This is a genomic window from Trichocoleus sp. DQ-A3 (assembly GCF_039961975.1).
GTDB lineage: Bacteria > Cyanobacteriota > Cyanobacteriia > Cyanobacteriales > FACHB-T130 > FACHB-T130.
Genome location: NZ_JAMPKC010000026.1, coordinates 1 through 21,202, shown reverse-complemented (window position 1 = coordinate 21,202; position 21,202 = coordinate 1). Strand labels below are relative to the sequence as shown.

The window sequence follows — 21,202 nt, the reverse complement described above, 5'->3', positions numbered from 1 at the left end:
GTAATTGGTGATTGGTCATGGGTAATTGGTAATCTTCTTGCATTACCCATTACCCATTACCTATTACCCATTAGACATTCTAAATGTGAATTCCACATTCAGTTTTACCCATGCCGCGCCAGCGACCTGCGCGTTCGTCTTCACCCTCAGCAACGGGTGTAGTAATGGGTTCGTCGCCGATGCTGGCATATCCCTGATCGTGCAGAGGATTGTAAATCATGCCATGCTCAGCCACATAAGCCCAGCTGTCCTTGCGTGTCCAGTTGGCCAGAGGATTCACTTTCAGCCGTTGCTGTGAATCTAGTTCCAAGACTGGCATATCAGCACGAGTCACGGCTTGGTCGCGGCGGCGTCCGGTAATCCAGGCAACGGTGCTGAGTTCTGCTAGACCCCGTTGCAATGGTTCAATTTTGGTCAGGTGGTGAAATTGAGTGATGTCCTTATCCCACAGCGCTTCGCCGTATTTAGCCGCAAAGGCTTCGCGGGAGTCTAGATCGGGAATTTTGTAAGTTTGGAGGTTTAAATTGTAAAGTGCCTGCGCTTTAGCAACTAACTCCAGGGTTTGAGGAAAGTGATACAGCGTGTCCAGAAACAGGACTGGCACTGGCGTTGCTGGTTTGAGATCGCGGTATAAAAGATCCGTAATTACCAAATCATCCACATTAAAGGCGCTGGTTTGCACCAGTCCCGTGGGGATATTTGTAACACACCAAGCCAGGATCTCTCTGGGATGAGCTTTGTCAAATTTTTGGTTAAGCTCATCCAGATTAAACGAGGAGATGCTAACGGGAGCTGTGGTGCTATCGCTCATGGTACGTTTCTAGTGAATTTCTGAATTCTTTATTACAAATTATTTTACCTCTTATAAGCACCTAACCCGATCGGAGAACAGGGCTATAAATGAACATCGTGTAAAGAATTGCATGGCATTCTACTGGCGCAGACATGGGCGCGGACAAGAATCACCCCGCCTACATTCCCTCGCCAACATCCTGCTATCGAGAGGAAGGATTGTAGAGGCAAAGCGTAGCCAGTCACAGAATGATTCTGCTGCTTTTTTTTGGGATGGGTGTCCGCTTTGAAGAAAAGATGAGATAACTTCTAATTGTTGAACCGGCAATTGATTTCTGCCAAACTGCACTAGGAGCTATCATCGCCCTATAAAAGTTTTTTGGAGAGATTGAGTGCGGTTAATTCTGTACAGCAAGCCGGGTTGCCACTTGTGCGAGGGGTTACAAGAAAAACTCGAACAAGTTTCAAACCCCCCCATTGAACTGGAAATCCGGGATATCACTACCCGCGAAGATTGGTTTCAAGCCTATCAATATGAAATTCCTGTCCTGTTTAGGGTTCGATCTCAGCGTACAGATCGAGTAGAAGAACCGTTGCCCCGTCCTTCTCCCCGCGCTACGGTGCAACAGTTGGCGCAAATGTTACAGAAATATTTGCTTGTAAAAGATAAAGAATAAGCGCGAATAGTCTTGAGTCGAGCGTCCGCCTGCTAACGATCCGATGACTCATGACTAACGATTAATGACTCGTGACGATTGTGAGGAGTTACTAAAGATGAAATTGCGAGAGTTATTAGCAACCATTCCCCAGATTGAGCAACCCTCTAGTCAGACTGCTCTGGAATTGGAAGTTAAGGGCTTAACGACAAATTCCCATGCTTGTCAACCGGGAGATTTGTTTATCGGGATGCCCGGAACGCGAGTGGATGGAGGGGAGTTTTGGGAAGGCGCGATCGCATCCGGTGCAGTCGCCGCCCTGGTTTCTTCTCAAGCTGCCCAAAAACATCCTCCCAAAGGGGAAGATGCCTGCGTGATTCCAGTTGCAGACATGACTCAAGCTTGCGCCCAAGTTGCTGCTGCCTTTTATGGCTACCCAGCGCAACAGCTAAAACTGATTGGCGTCACTGGCACGAATGGCAAAACGACAACGACTCATTTAATCGAATTTTTCCTGACTCGGAGCCAGTTACCAACGGCTTTATTTGGGACGCTGTATGCCCGTTGGGCTGGCTTTCAACAAACCGCTGCCCACACGACGCCTTTTGCTGTCGAACTGCAAAAACAACTGGCAGACGCGATCGCAGCCGGATCTCAGATGGGTGTGATGGAAGTAAGTTCCCATGCTTTGGCGCAAGGTCGGATTTTAGGTTGTCCGTTTTCGGTTGCGGTGTTTACCAATCTCACCCAGGATCATCTAGACTTCCACCACGACATGGAAGATTACTTCAATGCAAAAGCGTTGCTGTTTAGCCCTGAATATCTCAAAGGGCGGGCGGTAATTAATTCAGATGATTCTTATGGACAGCGATTGATCGAACGGTTAAATCCAGACCAAGTATGGCGCTACAGCGTCAACGATTCGACCGCCGATTTATGGATGAGCGATCTGAGTTATGAGCCAACGGGAGTCAGCGGGGTGATGCATACCCCCAAAGGTGATGTGGCTTTCCGTTCTCCCCTGGTAGGGCAGTACAATCTGGAAAATTTACTTGCCGCTGTGGGAGCAGTGTTGCATCTGGGAGTAGATTTGGAGTTAATTGCGGCGGCGCTACCCCCATTTTCGGGAGTGCCGGGACGGATGGAACGAGTGCAAATCGGTTCCCAGCAAGAGATTAGCGTTATTGTCGATTATGCTCACACGCCGGACAGTTTGGAGAATTTGCTAAAAGCGGCGCGTCCGTTTATTCCCGGTAAGATGATCTGCGTCTTCGGTTGTGGAGGCGATCGCGATCGCACTAAACGCCCGAAAATGGGTCAAATTGCCGCGCAGTTAGCAGACAAAGCCGTTGTTACCTCCGACAATCCGCGGACGGAAGATCCAGAACGGATTTTGCAAGATATTGTCGCCGGGATACCAACCTCGGCTCAACCAGTGGTGGTGATTAGCGATCGCGCGACTGCCATTCATACCGCCATTTTAGAAGCCCAACCGGGTGATGGCGTCCTGATTGCTGGTAAAGGTCATGAAGACTACCAAATCTTAGGAACGGAAAAAATCCACTTTGACGATCGAGAACAAGCACGCGATGCCCTATTAAAGCGGATGCCTGGTTAAAGCAATTGTGGATTTTAGATTTTAGAGTGGAGCGGTTAACTTGTAACTAGGCGCAATTCAATCTAACTTGTTGTCTCTTGAAATGGAGATTGATGGCTAGGAAAGGATTAAAGAGACACTCGCTAGATGGGTAGAAATCAAGATGAAACTATCTCTGGTTTCTCTCAATCTGCGCTCCGCACCGCTGCGCTAAAAGTAGCTATAAAGGAGTTTCCAGTCAAAAGTCTTCAAAACCATCCAAGTTGATTTTCACCCATTTGTTGAGACATCAGTGCATTTAACAAGTCACCTTTTCATCCAAAAGCAACCTCTAAAATCTTAAAATCTTATGGATGCATCCCTTTACCAATTGGCTCTGCGTGTAGAGTCAGCGCCTCAGCCGCTTGCCGTGAGTGCAACTACGCTCAAGTCCTTGCTGTGGGCGCTGATGGACGTACTGATTGACCAACAACTGCCAGCCAAACTCTGGGTAAAGCTACCGCCTGGAGAAGGCTGGCAGGCGCAGATAGAACAATATCAGGAGCGGGGGCAGGTTGGGCATACCATTTATGTCTGTAACGGCAAAGAGGGACGAGAGCAGGAGAGAGTAGAAGCAGGAGAGAGCCAAAGCCAGGAAGAATTTGAAAATTCCCCTTATGCACTCACCGGCTCCCCAAAAATTTCCCCCACCGCCTCGCAGATTATTCCAGTTCAACTGAAGTCGGAAAACGCAATTTCCAGAGAATATTTTTTGTTAGTGCTATCCGAACGCTTTTGCGGCTTAATTTTGGCTCATCGACCCCGCAGCGCTAAGCCATCTGCCCAGACAACTTCAAAGGATTTGGATCAAATCAAAAATATAGACTCAAAAGAGTTTCTCGCTTCTCAGTACCGGAATAAGAGCGCCCTAGGCAATCCTTACGGGGCACAGTCAGGCGTTAGCGAAAGCGTTTTGGCTTTGCAAAAGCAAATGGCTACAGCAGGCACGGAGGACAAGCGAGGACGACCGCTGCTGACAATTTGCGCTTTTGACAAGCCAGTGATTCAGGAGGTTTTGCAGGGAATCCGACCCGCGATCGCGCCCACTGAAGAGACTCTCCTCAGCAACTGGGACAAGCTATTTACCTTACCGCAATCACCCGATTTAGTACAAAATCGAGCGATCGCATCCATCCTGACTCAGTTACTGGTAAAACAAGTCCAGCAGCAAGAGGAAATCGGGCGGGGTGCTGCCGCCAATCATGCATCAACAACGGAAATCGCCGAACTCCAGCGGCAAAATCAAGCTTTGCTGGATGAAGTGCGCTTTAAAGATGAACTACTAAGCAATGCGCTGTTGGAACTGCGGACGCCGCTAACCAACATGAAAACCGCGCTGACGCTGCTAGAGTCCCCACAACTCAAACCCTCGCAGCGTCAGCGCTACCTGCATTTGCTGCATACACAGTGCGATCGCCAAGTTTCCTTGATTAGCGGTTTAATGGAGCTAGTACAGCTAGATCGGGCAACTACCCCAACAACTTTGCTTCCAGTGCAGTTGGCAGATATCGTGCCTGGAGTTGTCAGCACCTATCAAGCGATCGCGCAAGAAAAAGGTATCCAGTTAGGCTACACGGTCAGTCCTAACCTTCCGGCTGTCTCCTGCTTAGAGGCATGGCTGCGACAAATTATTATCAATCTGCTACACAACAGCATTAAATTCACTCCCACTGGCGGTCAGGTGGTGGTACGCACCAAGCAACAAGGCGAATACGTACAGTTGGAATTTCGCGATACCGGCATCGGCATTGCCCCGAACGAATTGCCCAAGATTTTTGACCGCTTTTATCGCGGACGCCTAGCACCGGGCGAAGAAGTTTTCGGTGCTGGATTAGGTTTAACCATTGTGCAGCAACTTCTCCTACGTTGCGCTGGCTCTATTTCTGTCACCAGTAAACTTGGTCAGGGTTCTACTTTCAAAGTGTTGTTACCCGTTCACCATTCGACATCTGTTCAGCCGTAAGTTGGGTATCTGAATACCATTGCACGGGATATCTGGCATAGATTCATCTATCCCATTTCCCAGTTGGCTGGAATAGATTGCGCTTCTAACGGTAGGGGCTTTTTGATTGCCATGCCCCTACAGATGTATCGCACCCCATCCTGGAATGGCGATAATTGCTTATGTTTCCGCCGACTCAAAGGTAATTGACATCGCCGCCAACTCTTGAGTATCGACACGATTAATTAGCCCCAGCCCCCGAACCTCTGCCTTCTCACCACCACGACTATTTCCTGCGCCTCGGTTAAAGTCTTCTAGCAAACCGTCGATTAACTTGGTTGGTTCCTCACCCAGCGTCATTGGCAACCCTGATGCTTGCCCTCGTACCCTCGCCACTTCCTGCAATGCCTTGAGCGCTTGCTTAAGAGGAGTGGCACTGGCGATTATCAGAACCTCTACCATGCCGACGGGTTTTGCGACTTTAAATCTGAACTTATCTTTTCCCGGTTGCGGGATTTGTCGCGTTTCTCCGGCTTTTACCAGAGTCGCACTCTCTTCTACCGTCCAGGTATTCGGAAAAACGATCGTCATTTCTCCTTCAGGATCGATTACTAAAACAGATACGTGAAGATCCCGATTTTCTTGGTTCGTCACCACAAACTGAAGCGGCGTTCCCAAGGGGAGTTTTAAGTTGTCGGGACGCGAGCCATCGCGGCTGCGGTTTGAGTTTTGAGTTGAAGAATTGCTGCTGTTTTGTGGACCGCGAACCGGGAAAGTAGTTGCAAATGTCTCCCCCTCCGCTCTTTTCATGGAAGCCACTACATTCAGCCGAGAGGAACCGGGATTGAGTATCATCTTGGCAATGTGAGCTGCTAGCAGTGACTTAAATTTCGGGGTGAGACGGGTGATAGCCGCCTCTATCGATTCACCAGATACACCAAAAGAGCCAGGAATTTGTTCTAGTGCTGGAGTGAATAAGCCGACACTGCCAATATCGGGCACAGAGGTTAAATTAGGAGTCTCTCCATTTTTCTGAAATTGACGATTCTCCTGGGTAATTCGTCCTAAGAGGTAGGCGACATATTCTTCCTGTTGTAAAGGCAAGATTTTGAGGCGCTGGATAGCTTTGAGGGCTTGTTCTGCCTTAGCTGTGTCGTTACCCAGCGATGGATCTAGACCAATCGGTAAAGTCATATCGCTGGGAATCCCGCGCATTCGCTCTTGCAGCAATGTTCCCAGTTGCGGAGGCGAGGAAACCCCACCCCTTCCTGCATTTAGGAGTTTGCCCCGCGCCGTTAATCCTTTGCGCGAGTTCGCTTCCAACTGTACCAATCCCTGGTCCTTGCCTTGAGCGTCTATCACTGTCAAAATCGCACCTCGATCGAAGGCAGGGATGCTTTGGGAATTGACACCTCCCAACCACAACTGCACCCCATCTCCCTCAACTTTGGTGATTACCGCTTCCGCCGGGAGAGTCTGTTGGTTTAGGAAGTAAGCGGGTTCCTCTTCATTGCTTTTTTGCTTAGCTTCATATTCTGGAATTTGACCCGTAGAAGAAATCTGGTTAGTGGTACGGGCAATATTTGCGATCGCACTCGCCACGGGTTCATCCCCGGTTTGCTGCCAAAGATACTGGGTCATCACATAAGTAAATGCCCCCGCCGCAAAGCCGTTGAAGCGCTGATCCGCCGCCAGTTGCTTGCGATCGGCAGCGGCAATAACGACCCCTTTTGCAACTCCGGCTCTGCGTGCCTGAATATACTCATCCGGGGATAAATTTACCCGCGATAGCAATTGACGCTGATATTCTTTCTCCACTGGGCTGACTTTAACTTGCACGCCACCATCCAGCGCCCTGACGTTCAAATTCCCCCGTTTCCCGCCCCCAGCATGACAACTATCTAGAACCATTGTCAGGTTTTCTGTTTTTACCGCTGACGCCAGCAAAAACAGCGTGTGTCCTGTGATATCGGATGCAATACCCCCACGGCGACGGGCAACCAAAGGTAGAGAGTTATCGGCAGGGACAATGGTACTGTTTAAACAACTTTCGCTCAGTTTTAAGACCACTTCATCGCATTCTGGGCTGTCATCTACTCGCGAACCGTGCCCGGAGAAGTGAAACACCACAACATCTCCCGGCTTCGCTTGCCCAATCAGATATTCGTCAAATGCACCCAAGATACCTTCACGAGTGGCTTGAGCATCTGTCAGGATATGGACATCCTTCTTGTTGAAGCCAAAGCGGTGAATGAGTAGATGTTGCTGCATTTCCACATCGGTGATGCAACCCGCTAAGCGATCGCTACTATTTTGATAAGCGTTAATTCCCACCAGCAGCGCCAGTTTGCGGGGTGTGCTTTGCGCGAGGACTTTGCCATAGCGATCGCCCTTTCGCATCACATCCAGATGGCTTAAACCCAAAGTTGCCAGCGTCGATCCGGCAAATTGCAAAAACTGACGGCGCTTGATGTGAGACATCATCAATGTTTCCTCAAGTGGTGCAGGATGAAAGGCTGAGATTACTGAAATCCTGTGTTCAACGAGCTATGTTGACGACGGCACAGATTAGTGACATGGTTAACTGTGTTCTATTTATATCGGAAGTCGTTAACGATGCGCTGCGCTATTTTAAGTCGTGCTGGTCAAGTTTTGGCAAACGGAAATTTTATCATTCAACAAGATGAAAATGGCGATCTGAGGTTGGATTTCCGCACAGATGGGGGCAAAATCCTCCAAGGAGGAATCATCGATCCAGATGGTGACTTGACCTCAGCTAGTAAAGTTCTCTATCGCCAGTTCTTTGAAGCTTGGGGAGTCAGCGAGATCGCACTGACCGCTATGCCTAAGTTCTAGCGTCAACTTTGGGTGGAAACTTATTTTATTTGTCAGGTTGGTAATGGTTAATAAAAAATAGGTGGAAGGATAAAAAAACCAATTATCCATTACTGACCAATCATCAAAAAAATAATTAACTAGATTCAATTTTACTTATTTTTTCTAATCGTTGTAGAAAAATTTTTGTCATTAGTTAGAAATAAATTCTCTAACAAATTTTTGTCAAGCGCTCAGATGAATATTGCCTTATTCAGCTTCGCCAATCAAAGTAAATGCCGCCCACTGCAAGGGATCTGAATATTGTTGCTGTTTCATGGTTGTCAGCATCGCATTTCGCAATGCCGTAGCTTTATCAGCCTTTTGCTGAAGATTTTTATAAAACTCCGTCATCAAAAAAGCAGTCGAATTATCCGGGACTTGCCATAGAGAGACCACCACGCTAGGCACACCAGCGGAAATTAAAGAACGGGATAAACCAATAACACCATCGCCCGTAATGCGTCCTCGTCCGGTGTCGCAAGCACTGAGAACCACTAATTCAGCATTCAATTTTAGATTGAGGATTTCTTCAGCAGTGAGCAACCCATCATTCTGGTTAGATGGAGCGAGAGCGATCGCACTTCCCAATCCCCGGTAATCATCTAGTAAGCCATGAGTAGCTAGATGAATGATTCGCGCTTTAGGCAATGCTTGCGCGATCGCGACTTTGGTGGCTTGGCTACCAGTAATCGCTTGAGTTTTGAGTAGTTTAGCAATATCCTTTGCTTCCTGTTCAGCCCACGGCAAATTAGGTAACTGCTGCGCTGGTTCTCCAGGGTTCAGCACCACTCCAGGCATTATCGGATTACCTACTACTAACGCCTCTTGTAGAGATGGGATTGATTGTGTCTCCACACGTTGCCTTTGCTGATGAGTTAAATCCAGCACTTGAATTGAAGGAGCCGTGAGAATCGTATGTTTTTCAATCAGGTATTTGCCAGAAGCATCTTGGAGAGCTGGAAAAGGGGTAAGGGACAACTCGTGCTGCGGGATAAAGATTACACGAGCTTTTGGATCGCTAGGCAACCGATCGCCAATCGGTTCAATAAGCAATTTGTGAATTTGTTGTAATCGTCTAGTTGGTTTTTCCTCTTCTATAAGCTCCGCTACCACACCTCCACCACGTCCTCTGACTCCCATTGATTGACGGGAACTGAAAACCAGGTTTGCCAGCGAGGTATTCTGCTGCTGCCACAAAGGTTTAAGATCGACTTTGCGAAACGTCACTTCACCTGTAGGACTGATTACCCAAATATAGAGTTCTGATTCCTTAGTTTGTTCTTTACCTTGAACTTTGAAAGTATCGTAAATAATCGAATACTGAACTAGGGTGGAATTTTGAGCGGCGGCAATTTGTTTTATTCGCTCGATGGTAGGGGATTGAAGCTTAGAAGGTTGATTTGAATCTTCAACCTGTAACTTATCAATCTGCAATTTACTAGCCAGTAACTCTACAAAGGCGCGTGCCCGACCCCGTTCGGCAACTTCCAGCGCTGCATCGGTCTTATTCTGAGCAATGAAGACTTGTTGTAAAGTGCGGTAGCTATTGGACTGCATTTCAAAAATTGACACTTTGTTGGCATCATTTAACTCACGCCGTAGAGATTCCCTCACCTCAATTGCGTCGATAAGGGTTTTCTCCGCTGCTTTTAGATTGCCTGCTTTATAGAGAGCAAGTCCTAGATTTCCTAAAGCTTGTCCCTCGCCAGAGCGGTCTTTGATCCCCTTGGCGATCGCTAAATACTGCTGTTGGTACTCAATTGCTCGTGGAAAATCCCCCAGAGAATAATAAGTTCCTCCAAGATTTCCCAGAACCTTCCCCTCGCCTTGTCGGTCTTTTATTTGTTTGGCAATCGCTAAAGTCTGCTGGTAGTAATCAATTGCCCGTCGAAAGTCGCCCAGGGAATTGTAAGCAAGTCCCAGATTGCCCAGAGCATGACTTTCGATAGAACGGTTCTGGATCGCTCGTGCGATCGCCAAAACTTGCTGAAAATAATCAATTGCTTTGCTGTAGTCGCCCAAGGCAGAGTAGGCAACTCCCAGATTTCCCAAAGCATTCCCCTCGCCATAACGGTCTTGGATTTCTCTTGCGATCGCTAAATTCTGCTGATGATACTCAATCGCCTGTGGAAAATCTCCCAGGTTACGGTAAATAACGCCCAAACTTCCCAGAGCTTTTCCTTCGCCGGAGCGATCTTTGATTGCCTTTGCGATTGCTAAATTCTGCTGTTGCTACTCAATCGCTCGTGCAAAGTCTCCCAGAGAATTGTAGGCAAGTCCCAGATTTCTTAGAGCACTACCTTCGGCTTGACGATCTTTAAGCTCCTTAGCGATCGCTAAGTATTGCTGGTTGTACTCAATCGCCCGTGGAAAGTCCCCCAGGTTACGATAACTAACTCCTAAATTTCCCAGAGCCTTTCCCTCGCCAGAGCGGTCTTGGATTGCTCTAGCGAGTGCTAAATATTGCTGGTGGTACTCTATCGCTCGTGGAAAATCTCCCAAGGCGTTGTAAGCATTGCCCAGATTTCCCAGAGCCTTTCCTTCGCCAGAGCGGTCTTGGATACTTTTTGCAAGTGTTAAATGCTGCTGGTGGTACTCTATCGCTCGTGGAAAGTCCCCCAGAGAATGGTAAGCATTCCCGAGATTTCCCAGAGCATAACTCTCAATAGAGCGGTCTTCGTTCTCCTTGACAATTGCCAAAACTTGCTCGTAGCAATCAATCGCTTTGGGATATAACCCCAAGGAATAGTAAGCAACTCCCAGATTTACCAGAACCTGCCCTTCACTTGGGCGATCTTTTATCTCCCGATAGATCATCAATGCCTGTTGCCAAGACTGTAAAGCTGCCTCAAATTGACTGGTCTGAAACTGCTGAACACCTTGCTGAAACAGTTGGTCTGCTTCGGTACGGTCATCTTGTGTTTGCGCTAACGCTCGTGGTGCAGACAATGGGAGTGGAAAATTGACAAGCAAAGGCGTCGAGACACTACTGAGGAGGGTGATGAAGGCGATTCGGGTGATTCTTTGAGAAGAGATTGCTTTCACTTCTGGGTAGATGAATTGTTTTGTCAAATTGACTGGAATAAAATCAAGCACAAATGGGCTGTTCCTACGGTTCGCCGATGAGGATGAAACCCGCCCAGTTCATCGGGTTTGGGTGTTGTTTCATTGTCGCTAGCATGGCGCTTTGCAGTGCCGCTGCTTTATCGGGATTCGATTGCAGATTTTTATAAAACTCGGTCATTAGAAAGGCAGTCGGCGCATCCGATATCAACCCTAGGGGAGCGATCGCGCTGGGAACTCCCGCTGCTAGAAAAGAGCGCGTTAGCCCAATCACACCATCTTCGGTAATGCGACCCAAACCCGCATCACAGGCGCTCAGGACAACTAACTCAGCGTTTAGCTTCAAATTCAGGATTTCTCCTGCTGTCAGCAACCCATCATCGGTGTTAGAGGGAGCCAAAGCGATCGCATTTCTCAATGCCTCCTCCTCATCGATTAACCCAGTCGTTGCGAGATGAATAATTCGCGCTTGGGGCATTTGCTGCACAATCGCGGTCTCAGTTGCTGCGTCGCCGATAAGCGCTTGGGTATTGAAGAGATTCGCGATCGCGTTTGCTTCCTGTTCCGCTCCGGGCAGTTGCTGTAACAACACCGGCTTTTGCCCTATCTTGGGAGGAACGCGGGGCATCGTCGGATTCCCCACCACCAGCACATCCTTGGCAATCCCTTGGATTCGCTGTCGATGCTTGTAAAGTAAATCCAGCGCCTGAATCGAGGGAGCGGTAAAAATTGCGTGTTGCTCGATTAGGTATTTGCCTTGTTTATCTTGCAGCGCTGCGAAGGGAAGCAGAAACAGGGATTTTTGCGGGATAAAGGCGACACGAGCGTTCGGAGCTTTTGGCAACAATTCGGCAATCGGCTCAACGAGCAGCTGATGAAGTTGCTGTAACTGTTTACTTAGGCGATTGTCCTGTTTTGTCGTCACGACGATGCCACTCTTATTTGCAGCATTCCCGAACCCCATCGCCGCACGACTACTACTCACCAACGCTGAGAGGGAGGTATTTTGCTTCTGCCACAACGGTTTAAGGTCAACCCGTCGTAAGGTGATTTCACCTGTGGGTTGAACCACCCAAATCAGCAGTTCTGATTCCTGGGTTTGTTCTTTTCCTTGAACGGGGAACGTCTCGTAATTAATTGAGTATTCAACGAGTGTAGCGTTGTGTTCCTTAGCAACTTGTCGAATTTGTTCGATATTGATTGGATTGACGGTCGCTGGAGCCTCTGGAGTTTGTGCCAACACCTGAGAGCCAGGGAAAATTTCAGCCGTCTTCCCTGGGAAAGGGGTTAAGACAGTTGCCACAAAAGTAATCAGTAAGGGTACAAGGTTTTGCACCCCGGTAAGGCTGATTTTCTGGAGTTGCATGGCTGACAAGGTAAGTAGATGTACGGACAGTGTTTACACTGTCTTAGCCCAGGGAATCGGGCGTGTCCAGTGTTGGCTGTATCCTGGGGTAGTGGTGACGCCAACGCGACAAACCAAGCGATCGCGTATGCACTCTGATGCGCTGTTTGTGCCTCCTCTTGGGCACCCCAATATCTTGAAACCCAGTTAAAACTCTACCCAAATGCTGCTCATCCACAGCATTTTTTGATTAGAGTGGAATTATTACCTGTATTGCTGTCCTTCAGCCCAAAGACCATGAGTTTACTTGTCAAACAGCTGACCACTTATCTAGCTTTGCTGGCTATCGGCGGTGGTGCAGGAATATATGCCAGTCGCCATTTCGCAGCAGACAACCCCAGTGTCGAAGGCAGAATCCCATCAGCGATTCCAGCCGCGCTACAGCAAATCTCCCCGCCCCAGAATCGCGCTCCCCAAGAGAACCTGAATTTTATTGCCGAAGCAGCCGAAAAAGTTGGCCCTGCTGTCGTGCGAATTGATGCGGCTCGTACCGTATCGCAGGACATTCCAGATACTTTCAGAAGCCCGTTTTTCCGACGATTTTTTGGGAACGAAACGCCGGTTCCGGAAGAACGGGTGGAACGAGGTACCGGATCTGGCTTCATTCTCAGTGCTGATGGTCGCTTAATGACAAATGCCCACGTTGTCGCGGGGTCAGATAAGGTCAAGGTGACGCTCAAAGATGGTCGGACGATGGAGGGTCAAGTTGTGGGAGCCGATCCGGTTACGGATGTGGCAGTTGTCAAAATTGATGCGACAAAGTTGCCGACGGTACGCTTGGGAGACTCGAATAACTTAATACCGGGACAGTGGGCGATCGCAATTGGCAATCCCCTCGGTCTAGATAACACGGTGACGGTGGGTATCGTCAGCGCGACGGGTCGCTCCAGTTCGCAGGTAGGTGTCCCGGATAAGCGAGTCAGATTTATCCAAACCGATGCCGCTATCAACCCCGGTAATTCCGGAGGTCCCTTGCTAAATGCCAGGGGTGAAGTGATTGGGATTAATACAGCCATTCGGGCAAATGCTCAGGGACTCGGTTTTGCCATCCCGATTGAAACCGCCGAACGAGTCGCCAATCAGCTATTTAGCAAAGGTCGCGTCGAGCATCCCTACATGGGAATTCAAATGGTAACGCTGACGCCGGAACTAAAAGACGACATTAACAAAGACAATGAGGCAGGCTTCAAAGTTACGCAGGATAAAGGCGTTGTCATCGTTCGGGTGGTCAAAAACTCTCCCGCAGAACGCGCTGGCTTGCGTGCAGGAGATGTGATCCAGAAAGTTGGCGGTCAAGCGGTCGCAAGTGCCGATCAAGTGCAAGAACGGGTAGAAGCGAGTAGCGTCGGCTCCAGATTAGAAGTAGAGGTCAACCGTAGCGGTCGGACTGAAACGGTTCAAGTGCAACCTGGTGCCTTCCCGGTGGAGTAGCATCAATAATTTCTGTTTTTAACGCAAAGGTACGCTGAGGTTGGCGCAAAGGTACGCAAAGCAGTAGGGAGCTAGGTTGAGGAAGGAAACCCGAACCTTAGACTAGACACGCTTCTAGGGAGCGGGTCATTTTGGGACAAGGAAGAAAGTAATTGTGCGTAGTTTTGCATTAAAAAAGGGCTGATGAGCGCCCAAAAGCAATTCATCAGCCCTTATTAGCAATTAGCAATTAGCGATTAGCACTTAGCTAATTACTTGCTTTCCGTAAAATCAGCATCAATTACATCATCCCCAGTACCAGTGGACTGACTGGAACCACCACCACCAGGGGTGCCGGTGCCATCGCCAGGAGCTGCACCTGCGCCGCCTGCTTGTTGATAGATGTTCGTGCCGATGGTGTAGAGAGCCTGCTGTAGCTCTGTGGTGAGCGTCTTGATGCGCTCATCGTCTTCCTTAGCGATCGCATCGCGCAGGTCTTTGACCAATCCATCGACCTTGCTCTTGTCAGCAGCGGGAACCTTGTCGCCCAAGTCAGCCATTTGCTTCTCAGCTTGGTAAACGAGGGAGTCAGCTTGATTCTTGCGGTCAATCTTCTCACGACGCTCCCGGTCAGTGCTCGCATTTTGTTCGGCTTCCTTGACCATCCGCTCCACTTCGTTTTGGGGCAGGGTGGAAGCACCCGTGATGCTGATCGATTGCTCTTTGCCAGTACCGCGATCCTTAGCTGTGACGTTCAGGATACCGTTGGCGTCAATGTCGAAGGTAACTTCAATTTGTGGCATTCCACGAGGAGCTAGAGGAATCCCATCCAGACGGAAGATCCCCAACTCTTTGTTGTTCGCCGCCATCTCCCGTTCGCCTTGTAGAATCTTGATTTCTACGTTGGTTTGATTATCTACAGCAGTAGAGAAGACCTCAGACTTCTTGGTAGGAATCGTGGTGTTGCGGGGGATAATCTTGGTCATCACGCCACCGAGGGTTTCCACACCCAAAGATAGGGGGGTAACGTCGAGCAGCAATAGTCCTTCAGTTCCAGCTTCACCTGTGAGGACACCGGCTTGAATTGCGGCACCGATAGCTACCACTTCATCCGGGTTGACGGTTTGATTGGGTTCTTTGCCCAAAACCCGCTTCACCAGTTCTTGTACGGCAGGAATCCGGGTAGAACCACCGACCAGCACGACTTCATTAATTGCACTCTTGTCTTGCTTGGCGTCGCGCAGGGCGTTCTCTACAGGAATGCGGCAGCGATCGATCAAGTCAGCGCAGAGTCCTTCAAACTGAGCGCGAGTCAGGGTCATATCCAGGTGCTTTGGACCATCCTGGGTAGCGGTGATAAATGGCAGGTTGATTTCCGCTTGGGTAACGCTAGATAACTCAATCTTGGCTTTTTCAGCGGCTTCGGTGAGACGCTGGAGGGCTTGACGGTCTTTGCGGAGGTCAATGCCTTCAGATTTTCTGAATTCTTCGGCTAAGTAATCAACGATTTTCTTGTCGAAGTCGTCACCACCCAGGTGAGTGTCGCCAGAGGTCGCTAACACTTCAAACACGCCATCGCCCATTTCCAAAATGGATACGTCGAAGGTACCGCCACCCAGGTCAAATACCAGAATGGTTTCGTTGGCCTTTCTTTCGAGTCCGTACGCCAAGGAAGCGGCGGTTGGCTCGTTGATAATCCGCATTACATCAATCCCGGCAATCTTACCAGCATCTTTGGTAGCTTGGCGCTGGGAGTCGTTGAAGTAAGCGGGAACGGTGATTACAGCTTGGGTAACGGTTTCTCCAAGGTACTTGCTGGCATCATCCACCAGCTTGCGAAGCACTTGGGCAGAAATTTCTTCTGGTGCAAACTGCTTGCTCTGAGCGGGGCAGTCTAGCTTAACGTTGCCGTTGCTATCGCGCAGCACTTTGTAAGAAACTTCGGTGGCTTCGTGGGTGATTTCTTCAAACTTGCGTCCGATAAAACGCTTCACCGAATAGAAGGTGTTTTCGGGGTTCATCACCGATTGACGCTTGGCGATTTGACCCACTAAGCGATCGCCATTTTTGGCAAATGCTACGACAGAGGGGGTTGTCCGAAAACCTTCTGCGTTAGCGATCACGGTGGGTTTACCACCTTCCATCACTGCTACGCAGGAGTTTGTCGTACCTAAGTCAATTCCAACTACTTTTGCCATAGGGGTATTTCGGCTTCCTAATAACTACAAAAACTTTTGAGGGCGGATACGGAACTACAAATTGAACCAACCGGGTTAAATCAGCAGCTCTTTCCAGATTTAATAACCATTGGTGCGTGCGTACCGATCTATATAGTGTGCGGGATTAGCCACTCTGGTGTTGTGGGGTTTTCCGAACCTGAGGAAGGACGGTTAACCTTCAGGAGGCATCCCCTTTGGCTCAATCACTTAACATCTGCTGATTGCTTTCACTGTGTCTACTGTAAGGAAATCAGGGGCTTTAGGTATGGGGGCAAGCCGTAATTAAATAGGTGTATTTGCCGTCTAGAGGAATTCAATGCGATCGCGATTAGCTCGTTGGACTCTCTACCAACACCACCTAAATCATTCACGATTAGTTCGTTCTCAAAGCTTGTATTATATGTATTACAAAGGATGCGATTTTCGAGCCATCGTTCGGAATTTCTAAAAAAGAAGAGTTGTACTAGCTATGCGCCGTGCTTCTGGATGCCTGTTTGGTTTAGCTTTTGGTGACGCGCTCGGTGCTGTAACTGAGTTTCTCAATGTTGACGAGATCCTGCGCCGCTTCCCACCCCAAGGGCCGCAGCAACCAATGGGCAATCCGGCTCGCGTTACAGATGACACGCAGATGACTTTAGCGGTTGGAGAGGCACTCATGGAAGTAATACCGCCTTTTCTCGCTGACAACTTAGAGCCGCCTCTGCGCCGCGCCTTCATCGACTGGTGGGACAGTCCTGACAATAACCGGGCACCGGGCAATACTTGTCTAAATGCTTGCGCTAACTTGGCGACTGACCTGCCGTGGCAGCAGGCAACGGTGGCAAACTCAAAGGGTTGTGGAGCCAATATGCGGGTGGCACCCGTGGGACTCGTCAAGAATTTGAACGAAACGACCCGCGCCGCGATCGCTCAGTTCCAGGCAGCTTTGACCCACGGGCATCCCACCGCTCTTGCCGCCTCGGATTTAACGGCAAGAGCGATCGCTGACCTGGTTGCGGGTGCCAATCCCGAAGGGTTGCCTTCGCGACTTCGCGCCTATGCTGAGGAGCAACGCTCGATCTACCACGCCGACTGGCTGGGGTTGCTCTGGCAACGTCCCTCTATCACTACACCAGAGGAATTTATCAGTCGTGGGTGGGATGAATGTTTATCAGCCCTTGACCGTCTGGATGCCGCCTTGGCAGAACCGAACCGGGATGCAGACCCCTGTTTGGCGACGGGTGAAGGATGGGTAGCAGAAGAAGCCTTTGCCACAGGTCTACTATGCTTTCTACTGTTTCCTGAAGAGCCAGTGGCGGCGCTTCGTCGTGCAGCACTCACCGTAGGCGATTCGGACTCTATTGCCTGCCTCACGGGTGCTTTCGCCGGAGCCTATTTAGGAATGGCAGCATGGCCCGAAGAATGGGTCAGCCGCATCGAGTACCGCGATCGCTTAGCAACACTGAGCAACCGATGGGATGAGGAAGCAACTTCAGATGCCAGTGGCGCTCAGGTGCCCTTATCGTAAGCGATCGCAATTCACAATAGAGATCGGGGCGATCGCCATAATCAAATGGTTCAACAGCGATCGCTCGTAAAATGAAAAAGCCCGGTTGACCGCGATAGAACCTATGGTTACTCTTTCTCCCACCCTGCAATCCCGACTCTCGACACCGCTGAAAATTGGCTCTTTTGAAGTCAAAAGCCGGGTTTTACAATCGCCCCTCTCTGGCGTTACCGATATGGTGTTTCGTCGCTTGGTGCGTCGCCATGCACCTGACTCGATGATGTACACCGAGATGGTGAACGCGACGGGACTCCATTACGTGAAGGAACTCCCCAAGATTATGGAGGTAGATCCGAACGAAAGACCGATTAGCATTCAGTTGTTTGACTGTCGCCCCGATTTCTTGGCAGAAGCGGCTGTAATGGCTGTGGAAGAGGGCGCTGATACGGTTGATATCAACATGGGTTGCCCGGTCAACAAAATTACGAAAAACGGCGGTGGTTCTTCGTTATTGCGGCAACCAGAAGTCGCTGAGGCAATTGTCCGAGCGGTCGTGAAGGCGGTGAATGTGCCGGTAACGGTGAAAACCCGCATCGGTTGGACAGATAAGGAAATCAATATTCTGGACTTTGCCAAGCGCATGGAAGATGCGGGGGCGCAAATGATTACAGTCCACGGTCGCACCCGTTCCCAAGGTTACACTGGCCCTGCCAAGTGGGAGTGGATTGGTAAAGTCAAGGAAATTCTGTCGATTCCAGTGATTGCCAATGGCGATATGTTTTCCGTAGAAGCGGCGGTGAAGTGTTTGGAACAAACTGGCGCGGATGGGGTGATGTGTTCGCGGGGAACTCTGGGTTATCCCTTTCTAGTGGGAGAAATTGACTATTTCTTGAAAACTGGTCAAGAAAAGACGCCGCCAACGCCGATACAACGGTTGGAATGTGCAAAAGAACATCTACAAGCTTTGTGGGAATATAAAGGCGATCGCGGTATCAGACAAGCCAGGAAGCACATGACTTGGTATGCCAAAGGTTTTGCTGGTGCTGCTGAGTTGCGCGGACATTTAGCCACAATCGAAAATCTTGAGCAGGGTTTGGAGACAATCGATCGGGCAATTGAACGACTGGCGAATTCCACATGGCACGAGGTTGAAGAAGAGGAGTTAGCATTTGTGGAGGTTTAAGCCCGAAGACGCACTTAGGTAAGCGTTGCGCTCTCTTTGTTATAGGGCGCGAAGGGAAAAAACGAAAGGAAAGCGATCGCCTAGAATAGACGCCATCTACCTGCATTGTTTGCTGTCATGAGCAACTCCTCACACACTTCGAGTCCCCGTCCCCGCTATCAGACCCTTCGAGAACTTGGGCGCAATCGCGCCGGGGGTCGCATCACTTATCTGGCAAAGGATAACGTCACAGAACAGTCAGTCATCCTGAAGCGATTTCTATTTGCCCAAGTTGGGTCTGAATGGTCGGGTTTTAAAGCTTACGAGCGCGAGATTCAAGTCTTGCGAGGACTCGATCATCCGGGAATTCCCCGTTATCTCGATTCTTTTGAAACCCCATCTGGCTTTTGTATGGTGCAGGAGCATAAAGACGCCCTGCCTTTATCCTCTCCGCGCAGTTTTGACCCGGATGACATCCAGAAAATTGCTGTTTCTGTCCTAGAGATTCTTGTTTATTTACAAAATCGCATTCCATCTGTAATTCATCGGGATGTTAAACCTGAAAATATCCTCGTAGACGAACAACTAAATGTTTATTTGGTGGATTTTGGCTTAGCTCGAATTGGCAGTGGGGAAATGGCAATGAGCAGCGTCGCCGCTGGGACATTTGGGTTTATGGCACCCGAACAGATATACAACCGCCAGCTAAACGAAGCGACAGATTTATATGGTTTAGGCGCAACACTCATTTGCTTATTAACTGGGATAAAATCAACGGCAATTGACACCTTATTTGATGAAGATGGTCGCCTTAATTTCAAGCCGCTGCTTCCCAAGCTGAGCCTGCGTTTTGTGGATTGGCTCTCAAAAATGGTCGAACCCAAAGCAAAAGACCGTTTCCCCAATGCTACGGCTGCTTTGGAAGCTCTCAAGCCGATTTATGTTAATCGCTTACCGGAAGTTAAATTTAGCCAACTGGCTTTGGAATTTAAAACAACACAACTAGGCGAAAAATTAACTCAAACCGTTAGGGTTAATAATTCCGTTCCGGACACTTTGCTAGAAGGGACTTGGGAAGTAGCCCCCCACCACAGCGATCCGCGCTATTCCAATTCTCATGCTTGGATTTCCTTTGAACCCGCCACATTTAAGAGTAATCATGCTGATTGCAAAATCACCGTGAATACGAATAAGTTGATGGCAGATAAAACCTACAGCCGTCAGATTTTATTACACACCAATTCTTCCCCAGAAACTTACCCGCTCACGATTACAGTTCGCACAACTCTGCTTGAAACTCCAAAGCCGCCTTATATTTCAATGGCTTTGCTATTAGGAATTGCTTTAGCAATGACTGGATTTTGGACAGGTGCGATCACTTGGATGGTAGCAATTCTATTCAAATTTACCTCTTGGACATCTGTAGCAATTTTTGAAGTTGGAGTAATCGCGGTATTTTTGGCTTGGTTTAGCGCCGGAACTCTACTGGCAGCAGTTGGCATCAGAACTGTGCTAGGCATAAAGATTGCAGCTTGGTTGACCACTGTGACAATGTTAGTTGTTTTGTTGTCATCAGGGTTCTTACCGGCGGCGATTACTGCCTTGGGAACCTTGGCAGGTCTAGTAATTGGCTTCCTAAATGGGGCAGTCATTAAAAATTATAAAGAAAGGGGATTTCCTGAAAAGATTGCCATTGGCAGCGCACTTTTAATAACAGGTTTCGGCATGAGCTTAGGGACAGGATTCAATATCGGCTTCTTCAATTTCTTTCTGTTTTTATCCTTACTAGGAACCAGTTTATCCTTAGCTGCTATCATGTATTATCCATATCAACAGCGAGAAAAACTGATGTCTAACTATCGCCATGCAACACAAACTAGGCGTTTGATTAAGCCATAGCAGAGATATTGAGGGAAAGAGCGAAATAAAAAGGGCGATCGCTCTTTTTATTTCGCTTTATCGCTGACAAACAATAAATTATTTGCTGTCCTTCACAATTTCACATTCTTCGTCCCGGAATTAATAAAATCTTTTATGTTGAGGCTTTGGTTTAGATAACACGCTTGTGCTGATAAAACACATTAACTACCAATAAGAACTAAAACTGCTATCAGCAGGCTTAATCCCAACAAAGTTTCTGATAATTTCGATTTTTTTATTCAAATTATAGACGATATTAGAAGTAACCCTAAAATCATCCAAAAATGTGAAATTAATCAGCGGAATATTCTATGGAAATTTTTGAGCTGGTGCAATAAATTTATAAGAATATGGCATTACCATGCCCTACAAACGTCAGAGCCTTAATATAACCTACCCAAATAACGGTGCTTAAACGAAAAACAAGACTCTAAAAAGGTATAATACAGGCATGGCAACCATTTCACGTTATGGTGTGATAAATGAAAGAGACAACTCCCGCCGCCATGCCCCCTTGCTTCAATAGATGGTGCAAACGCTTTGATGATATATTGACGCATCAAGCCCAAAAACGGGAGTTTAGGAACTATATAAGCGGATTATTGGGGGAAAGTGAACGAAAAAACCTGTCTCA

At 48.6% G+C, this 21,202-nt stretch carries 15 protein-coding genes and 1 pseudogene; 10 read left to right on the top strand and 6 right to left on the bottom strand.

Going from position 1 to position 21,202, the window contains the following annotated elements; all coding sequences use genetic code 11:
- Window positions 1-79: 79 nt before the first annotated feature.
- On the bottom strand, window positions 80-811 hold the full coding sequence (gene cysH, locus NDI44_RS24115; protein ID WP_190414784.1) for a phosphoadenosine phosphosulfate reductase: 732 nt from the start codon (window positions 809-811) through the stop codon (window positions 80-82).
- Between the two features lie 373 nt (window positions 812-1,184).
- Here cysH and NDI44_RS24110 point away from each other — a divergent pair, with 373 nt between their 5' ends.
- The 3 genes from NDI44_RS24110 (at window position 1,185) to NDI44_RS24100 (ending at window position 5,047) form a co-directional block, all read left to right on the top strand.
- Complete coding sequence (locus NDI44_RS24110; protein ID WP_190414783.1) at window positions 1,185-1,469, top strand: glutaredoxin family protein; 285 nt, start codon at window positions 1,185-1,187, stop codon at window positions 1,467-1,469.
- A gap of 97 nt (window positions 1,470-1,566) precedes the next feature.
- Entirely contained in the window at window positions 1,567-3,066 is a 1,500-nt protein-coding gene (locus NDI44_RS24105) for a UDP-N-acetylmuramoyl-L-alanyl-D-glutamate--2,6-diaminopimelate ligase (RefSeq protein ID WP_190414782.1), read from the top strand.
- Window positions 3,067-3,394: 328 nt separating this feature from the next.
- Window positions 3,395-5,047, top strand: a complete 1,653-nt coding sequence (locus NDI44_RS24100; protein WP_190414781.1) for a DICT sensory domain-containing protein — start codon at window positions 3,395-3,397, stop codon at window positions 5,045-5,047.
- A 159-nt stretch (window positions 5,048-5,206) separates the two neighbouring features.
- Here the strand turns inward: NDI44_RS24100 and NDI44_RS24095 are convergent, their stop codons facing one another.
- Window positions 5,207-7,510 carry a caspase family protein gene (locus NDI44_RS24095; protein WP_242037151.1) on the bottom strand — a complete coding sequence of 768 codons (2,304 nt, stop codon included), beginning with the start codon at window positions 7,508-7,510 and terminating at the stop codon, window positions 5,207-5,209.
- Window positions 7,511-7,642: 132 nt separating this feature from the next.
- On the opposite strand from NDI44_RS24095, the gene NDI44_RS24090 reads away from it, so the two are divergent.
- Window positions 7,643-7,882 carry a hypothetical protein gene (locus NDI44_RS24090; protein ID WP_190414780.1) on the top strand — a complete coding sequence of 80 codons (240 nt, stop codon included), beginning with the start codon at window positions 7,643-7,645 and terminating at the stop codon, window positions 7,880-7,882.
- A 228-nt stretch (window positions 7,883-8,110) separates the two neighbouring features.
- Here NDI44_RS24090 and NDI44_RS24085 read toward each other — a convergent pair whose 3' ends face one another.
- From NDI44_RS24085 to NDI44_RS24075, 3 genes are all read right to left on the bottom strand, one after another.
- Window positions 8,111-10,066, bottom strand: a complete 1,956-nt coding sequence (locus NDI44_RS24085; RefSeq protein WP_242037150.1) for a CHAT domain-containing tetratricopeptide repeat protein — start codon at window positions 10,064-10,066, stop codon at window positions 8,111-8,113.
- A gap of 69 nt (window positions 10,067-10,135) precedes the next feature.
- A complete protein-coding gene (locus tag NDI44_RS24080) occupies window positions 10,136-10,999 on the bottom strand; it encodes a tetratricopeptide repeat protein (RefSeq protein ID WP_339380775.1) in 864 nt (287 codons plus the stop codon).
- Window positions 11,000-11,012: 13 nt separating this feature from the next.
- The gene (locus tag NDI44_RS24075; RefSeq protein WP_190414779.1) at window positions 11,013-12,332 is read right to left on the bottom strand and encodes a CHAT domain-containing protein; all 1,320 of its coding nucleotides are present in this window, start codon (window positions 12,330-12,332) and stop codon (window positions 11,013-11,015) included.
- Between NDI44_RS24075 and NDI44_RS24070 the strand changes: the two genes are divergently transcribed.
- Together NDI44_RS24070 and NDI44_RS24065 are read left to right on the top strand one after the other, a co-directional pair.
- Window positions 12,331-12,522, top strand: a complete 192-nt coding sequence (locus tag NDI44_RS24070; protein ID WP_190414778.1) for a hypothetical protein — start codon at window positions 12,331-12,333, stop codon at window positions 12,520-12,522. The two genes, NDI44_RS24075 and NDI44_RS24070, sit on opposite strands and share 2 nt — an antisense overlap.
- Window positions 12,523-12,608: 86 nt before the next feature.
- A complete protein-coding gene (locus NDI44_RS24065; protein WP_190414777.1) occupies window positions 12,609-13,802 on the top strand; it encodes an HhoA/HhoB/HtrA family serine endopeptidase in 1,194 nt (397 codons plus the stop codon).
- Between the two features lie 251 nt (window positions 13,803-14,053).
- Here the strand turns inward: NDI44_RS24065 and dnaK are convergent, their stop codons facing one another.
- Window positions 14,054-15,979: a molecular chaperone DnaK gene (gene dnaK, locus NDI44_RS24060; RefSeq protein WP_190414776.1), complete on the bottom strand. Its 1,926-nt coding sequence runs from the start codon at window positions 15,977-15,979 to the stop codon at window positions 14,054-14,056.
- A gap of 490 nt (window positions 15,980-16,469) precedes the next feature.
- On the opposite strand from dnaK, the gene NDI44_RS24055 reads away from it, so the two are divergent.
- The 4 genes and pseudogenes from NDI44_RS24055 to NDI44_RS24040 all read left to right on the top strand — a co-directional run.
- On the top strand, window positions 16,470-17,507 hold the full coding sequence (locus NDI44_RS24055; RefSeq protein WP_190414775.1) for an ADP-ribosylglycohydrolase family protein: 1,038 nt from the start codon (window positions 16,470-16,472) through the stop codon (window positions 17,505-17,507).
- Between the two features lie 103 nt (window positions 17,508-17,610).
- On the top strand, window positions 17,611-18,669 hold the full coding sequence (gene dusB / locus NDI44_RS24050) for a tRNA dihydrouridine synthase DusB (protein ID WP_190414774.1): 1,059 nt from the start codon (window positions 17,611-17,613) through the stop codon (window positions 18,667-18,669).
- 117 nt (window positions 18,670-18,786) lie between these two features.
- Complete coding sequence (locus tag NDI44_RS24045; RefSeq protein WP_190414773.1) at window positions 18,787-20,547, top strand: serine/threonine-protein kinase; 1,761 nt, start codon at window positions 18,787-18,789, stop codon at window positions 20,545-20,547.
- A gap of 503 nt (window positions 20,548-21,050) precedes the next feature.
- A pseudogene (locus NDI44_RS24040) lies at window positions 21,051-21,202 on the top strand (IS701 family transposase); the annotation flags it as partial.

Excerpts from the sequence above, each read along its gene's own strand:
- NDI44_RS24070 (WP_190414778.1), top strand. The coding sequence starts at position 12,331 with ATGGCTGACAAGGTAAGTAGATGTACGGACAGTGTTTACACTGTCTTA.
- dnaK (WP_190414776.1), bottom strand. The coding sequence starts at position 15,979 with ATGGCAAAAGTAGTTGGAATTGACTTAGGTACGACAAACTCCTGCGTA.
- cysH (WP_190414784.1), bottom strand. The coding sequence starts at position 811 with ATGAGCGATAGCACCACAGCTCCCGTTAGCATCTCCTCGTTTAATCTG.
- NDI44_RS24065 (WP_190414777.1), top strand. The coding sequence starts at position 12,609 with ATGAGTTTACTTGTCAAACAGCTGACCACTTATCTAGCTTTGCTGGCT.
- NDI44_RS24055 (WP_190414775.1), top strand. The coding sequence starts at position 16,470 with ATGCGCCGTGCTTCTGGATGCCTGTTTGGTTTAGCTTTTGGTGACGCG.
- NDI44_RS24100 (WP_190414781.1), top strand. The coding sequence starts at position 3,395 with ATGGATGCATCCCTTTACCAATTGGCTCTGCGTGTAGAGTCAGCGCCT.
- NDI44_RS24075 (WP_190414779.1), bottom strand. The coding sequence starts at position 12,332 with ATGCAACTCCAGAAAATCAGCCTTACCGGGGTGCAAAACCTTGTACCC.
- NDI44_RS24045 (WP_190414773.1), top strand. The coding sequence starts at position 18,787 with ATGAGCAACTCCTCACACACTTCGAGTCCCCGTCCCCGCTATCAGACC.
- NDI44_RS24095 (WP_242037151.1), bottom strand. The coding sequence starts at position 7,510 with ATGATGTCTCACATCAAGCGCCGTCAGTTTTTGCAATTTGCCGGATCG.
- dusB (WP_190414774.1), top strand. The coding sequence starts at position 17,611 with ATGGTTACTCTTTCTCCCACCCTGCAATCCCGACTCTCGACACCGCTG.
- NDI44_RS24105 (WP_190414782.1), top strand. The coding sequence starts at position 1,567 with ATGAAATTGCGAGAGTTATTAGCAACCATTCCCCAGATTGAGCAACCC.
- NDI44_RS24090 (WP_190414780.1), top strand. The coding sequence starts at position 7,643 with ATGCGCTGCGCTATTTTAAGTCGTGCTGGTCAAGTTTTGGCAAACGGA.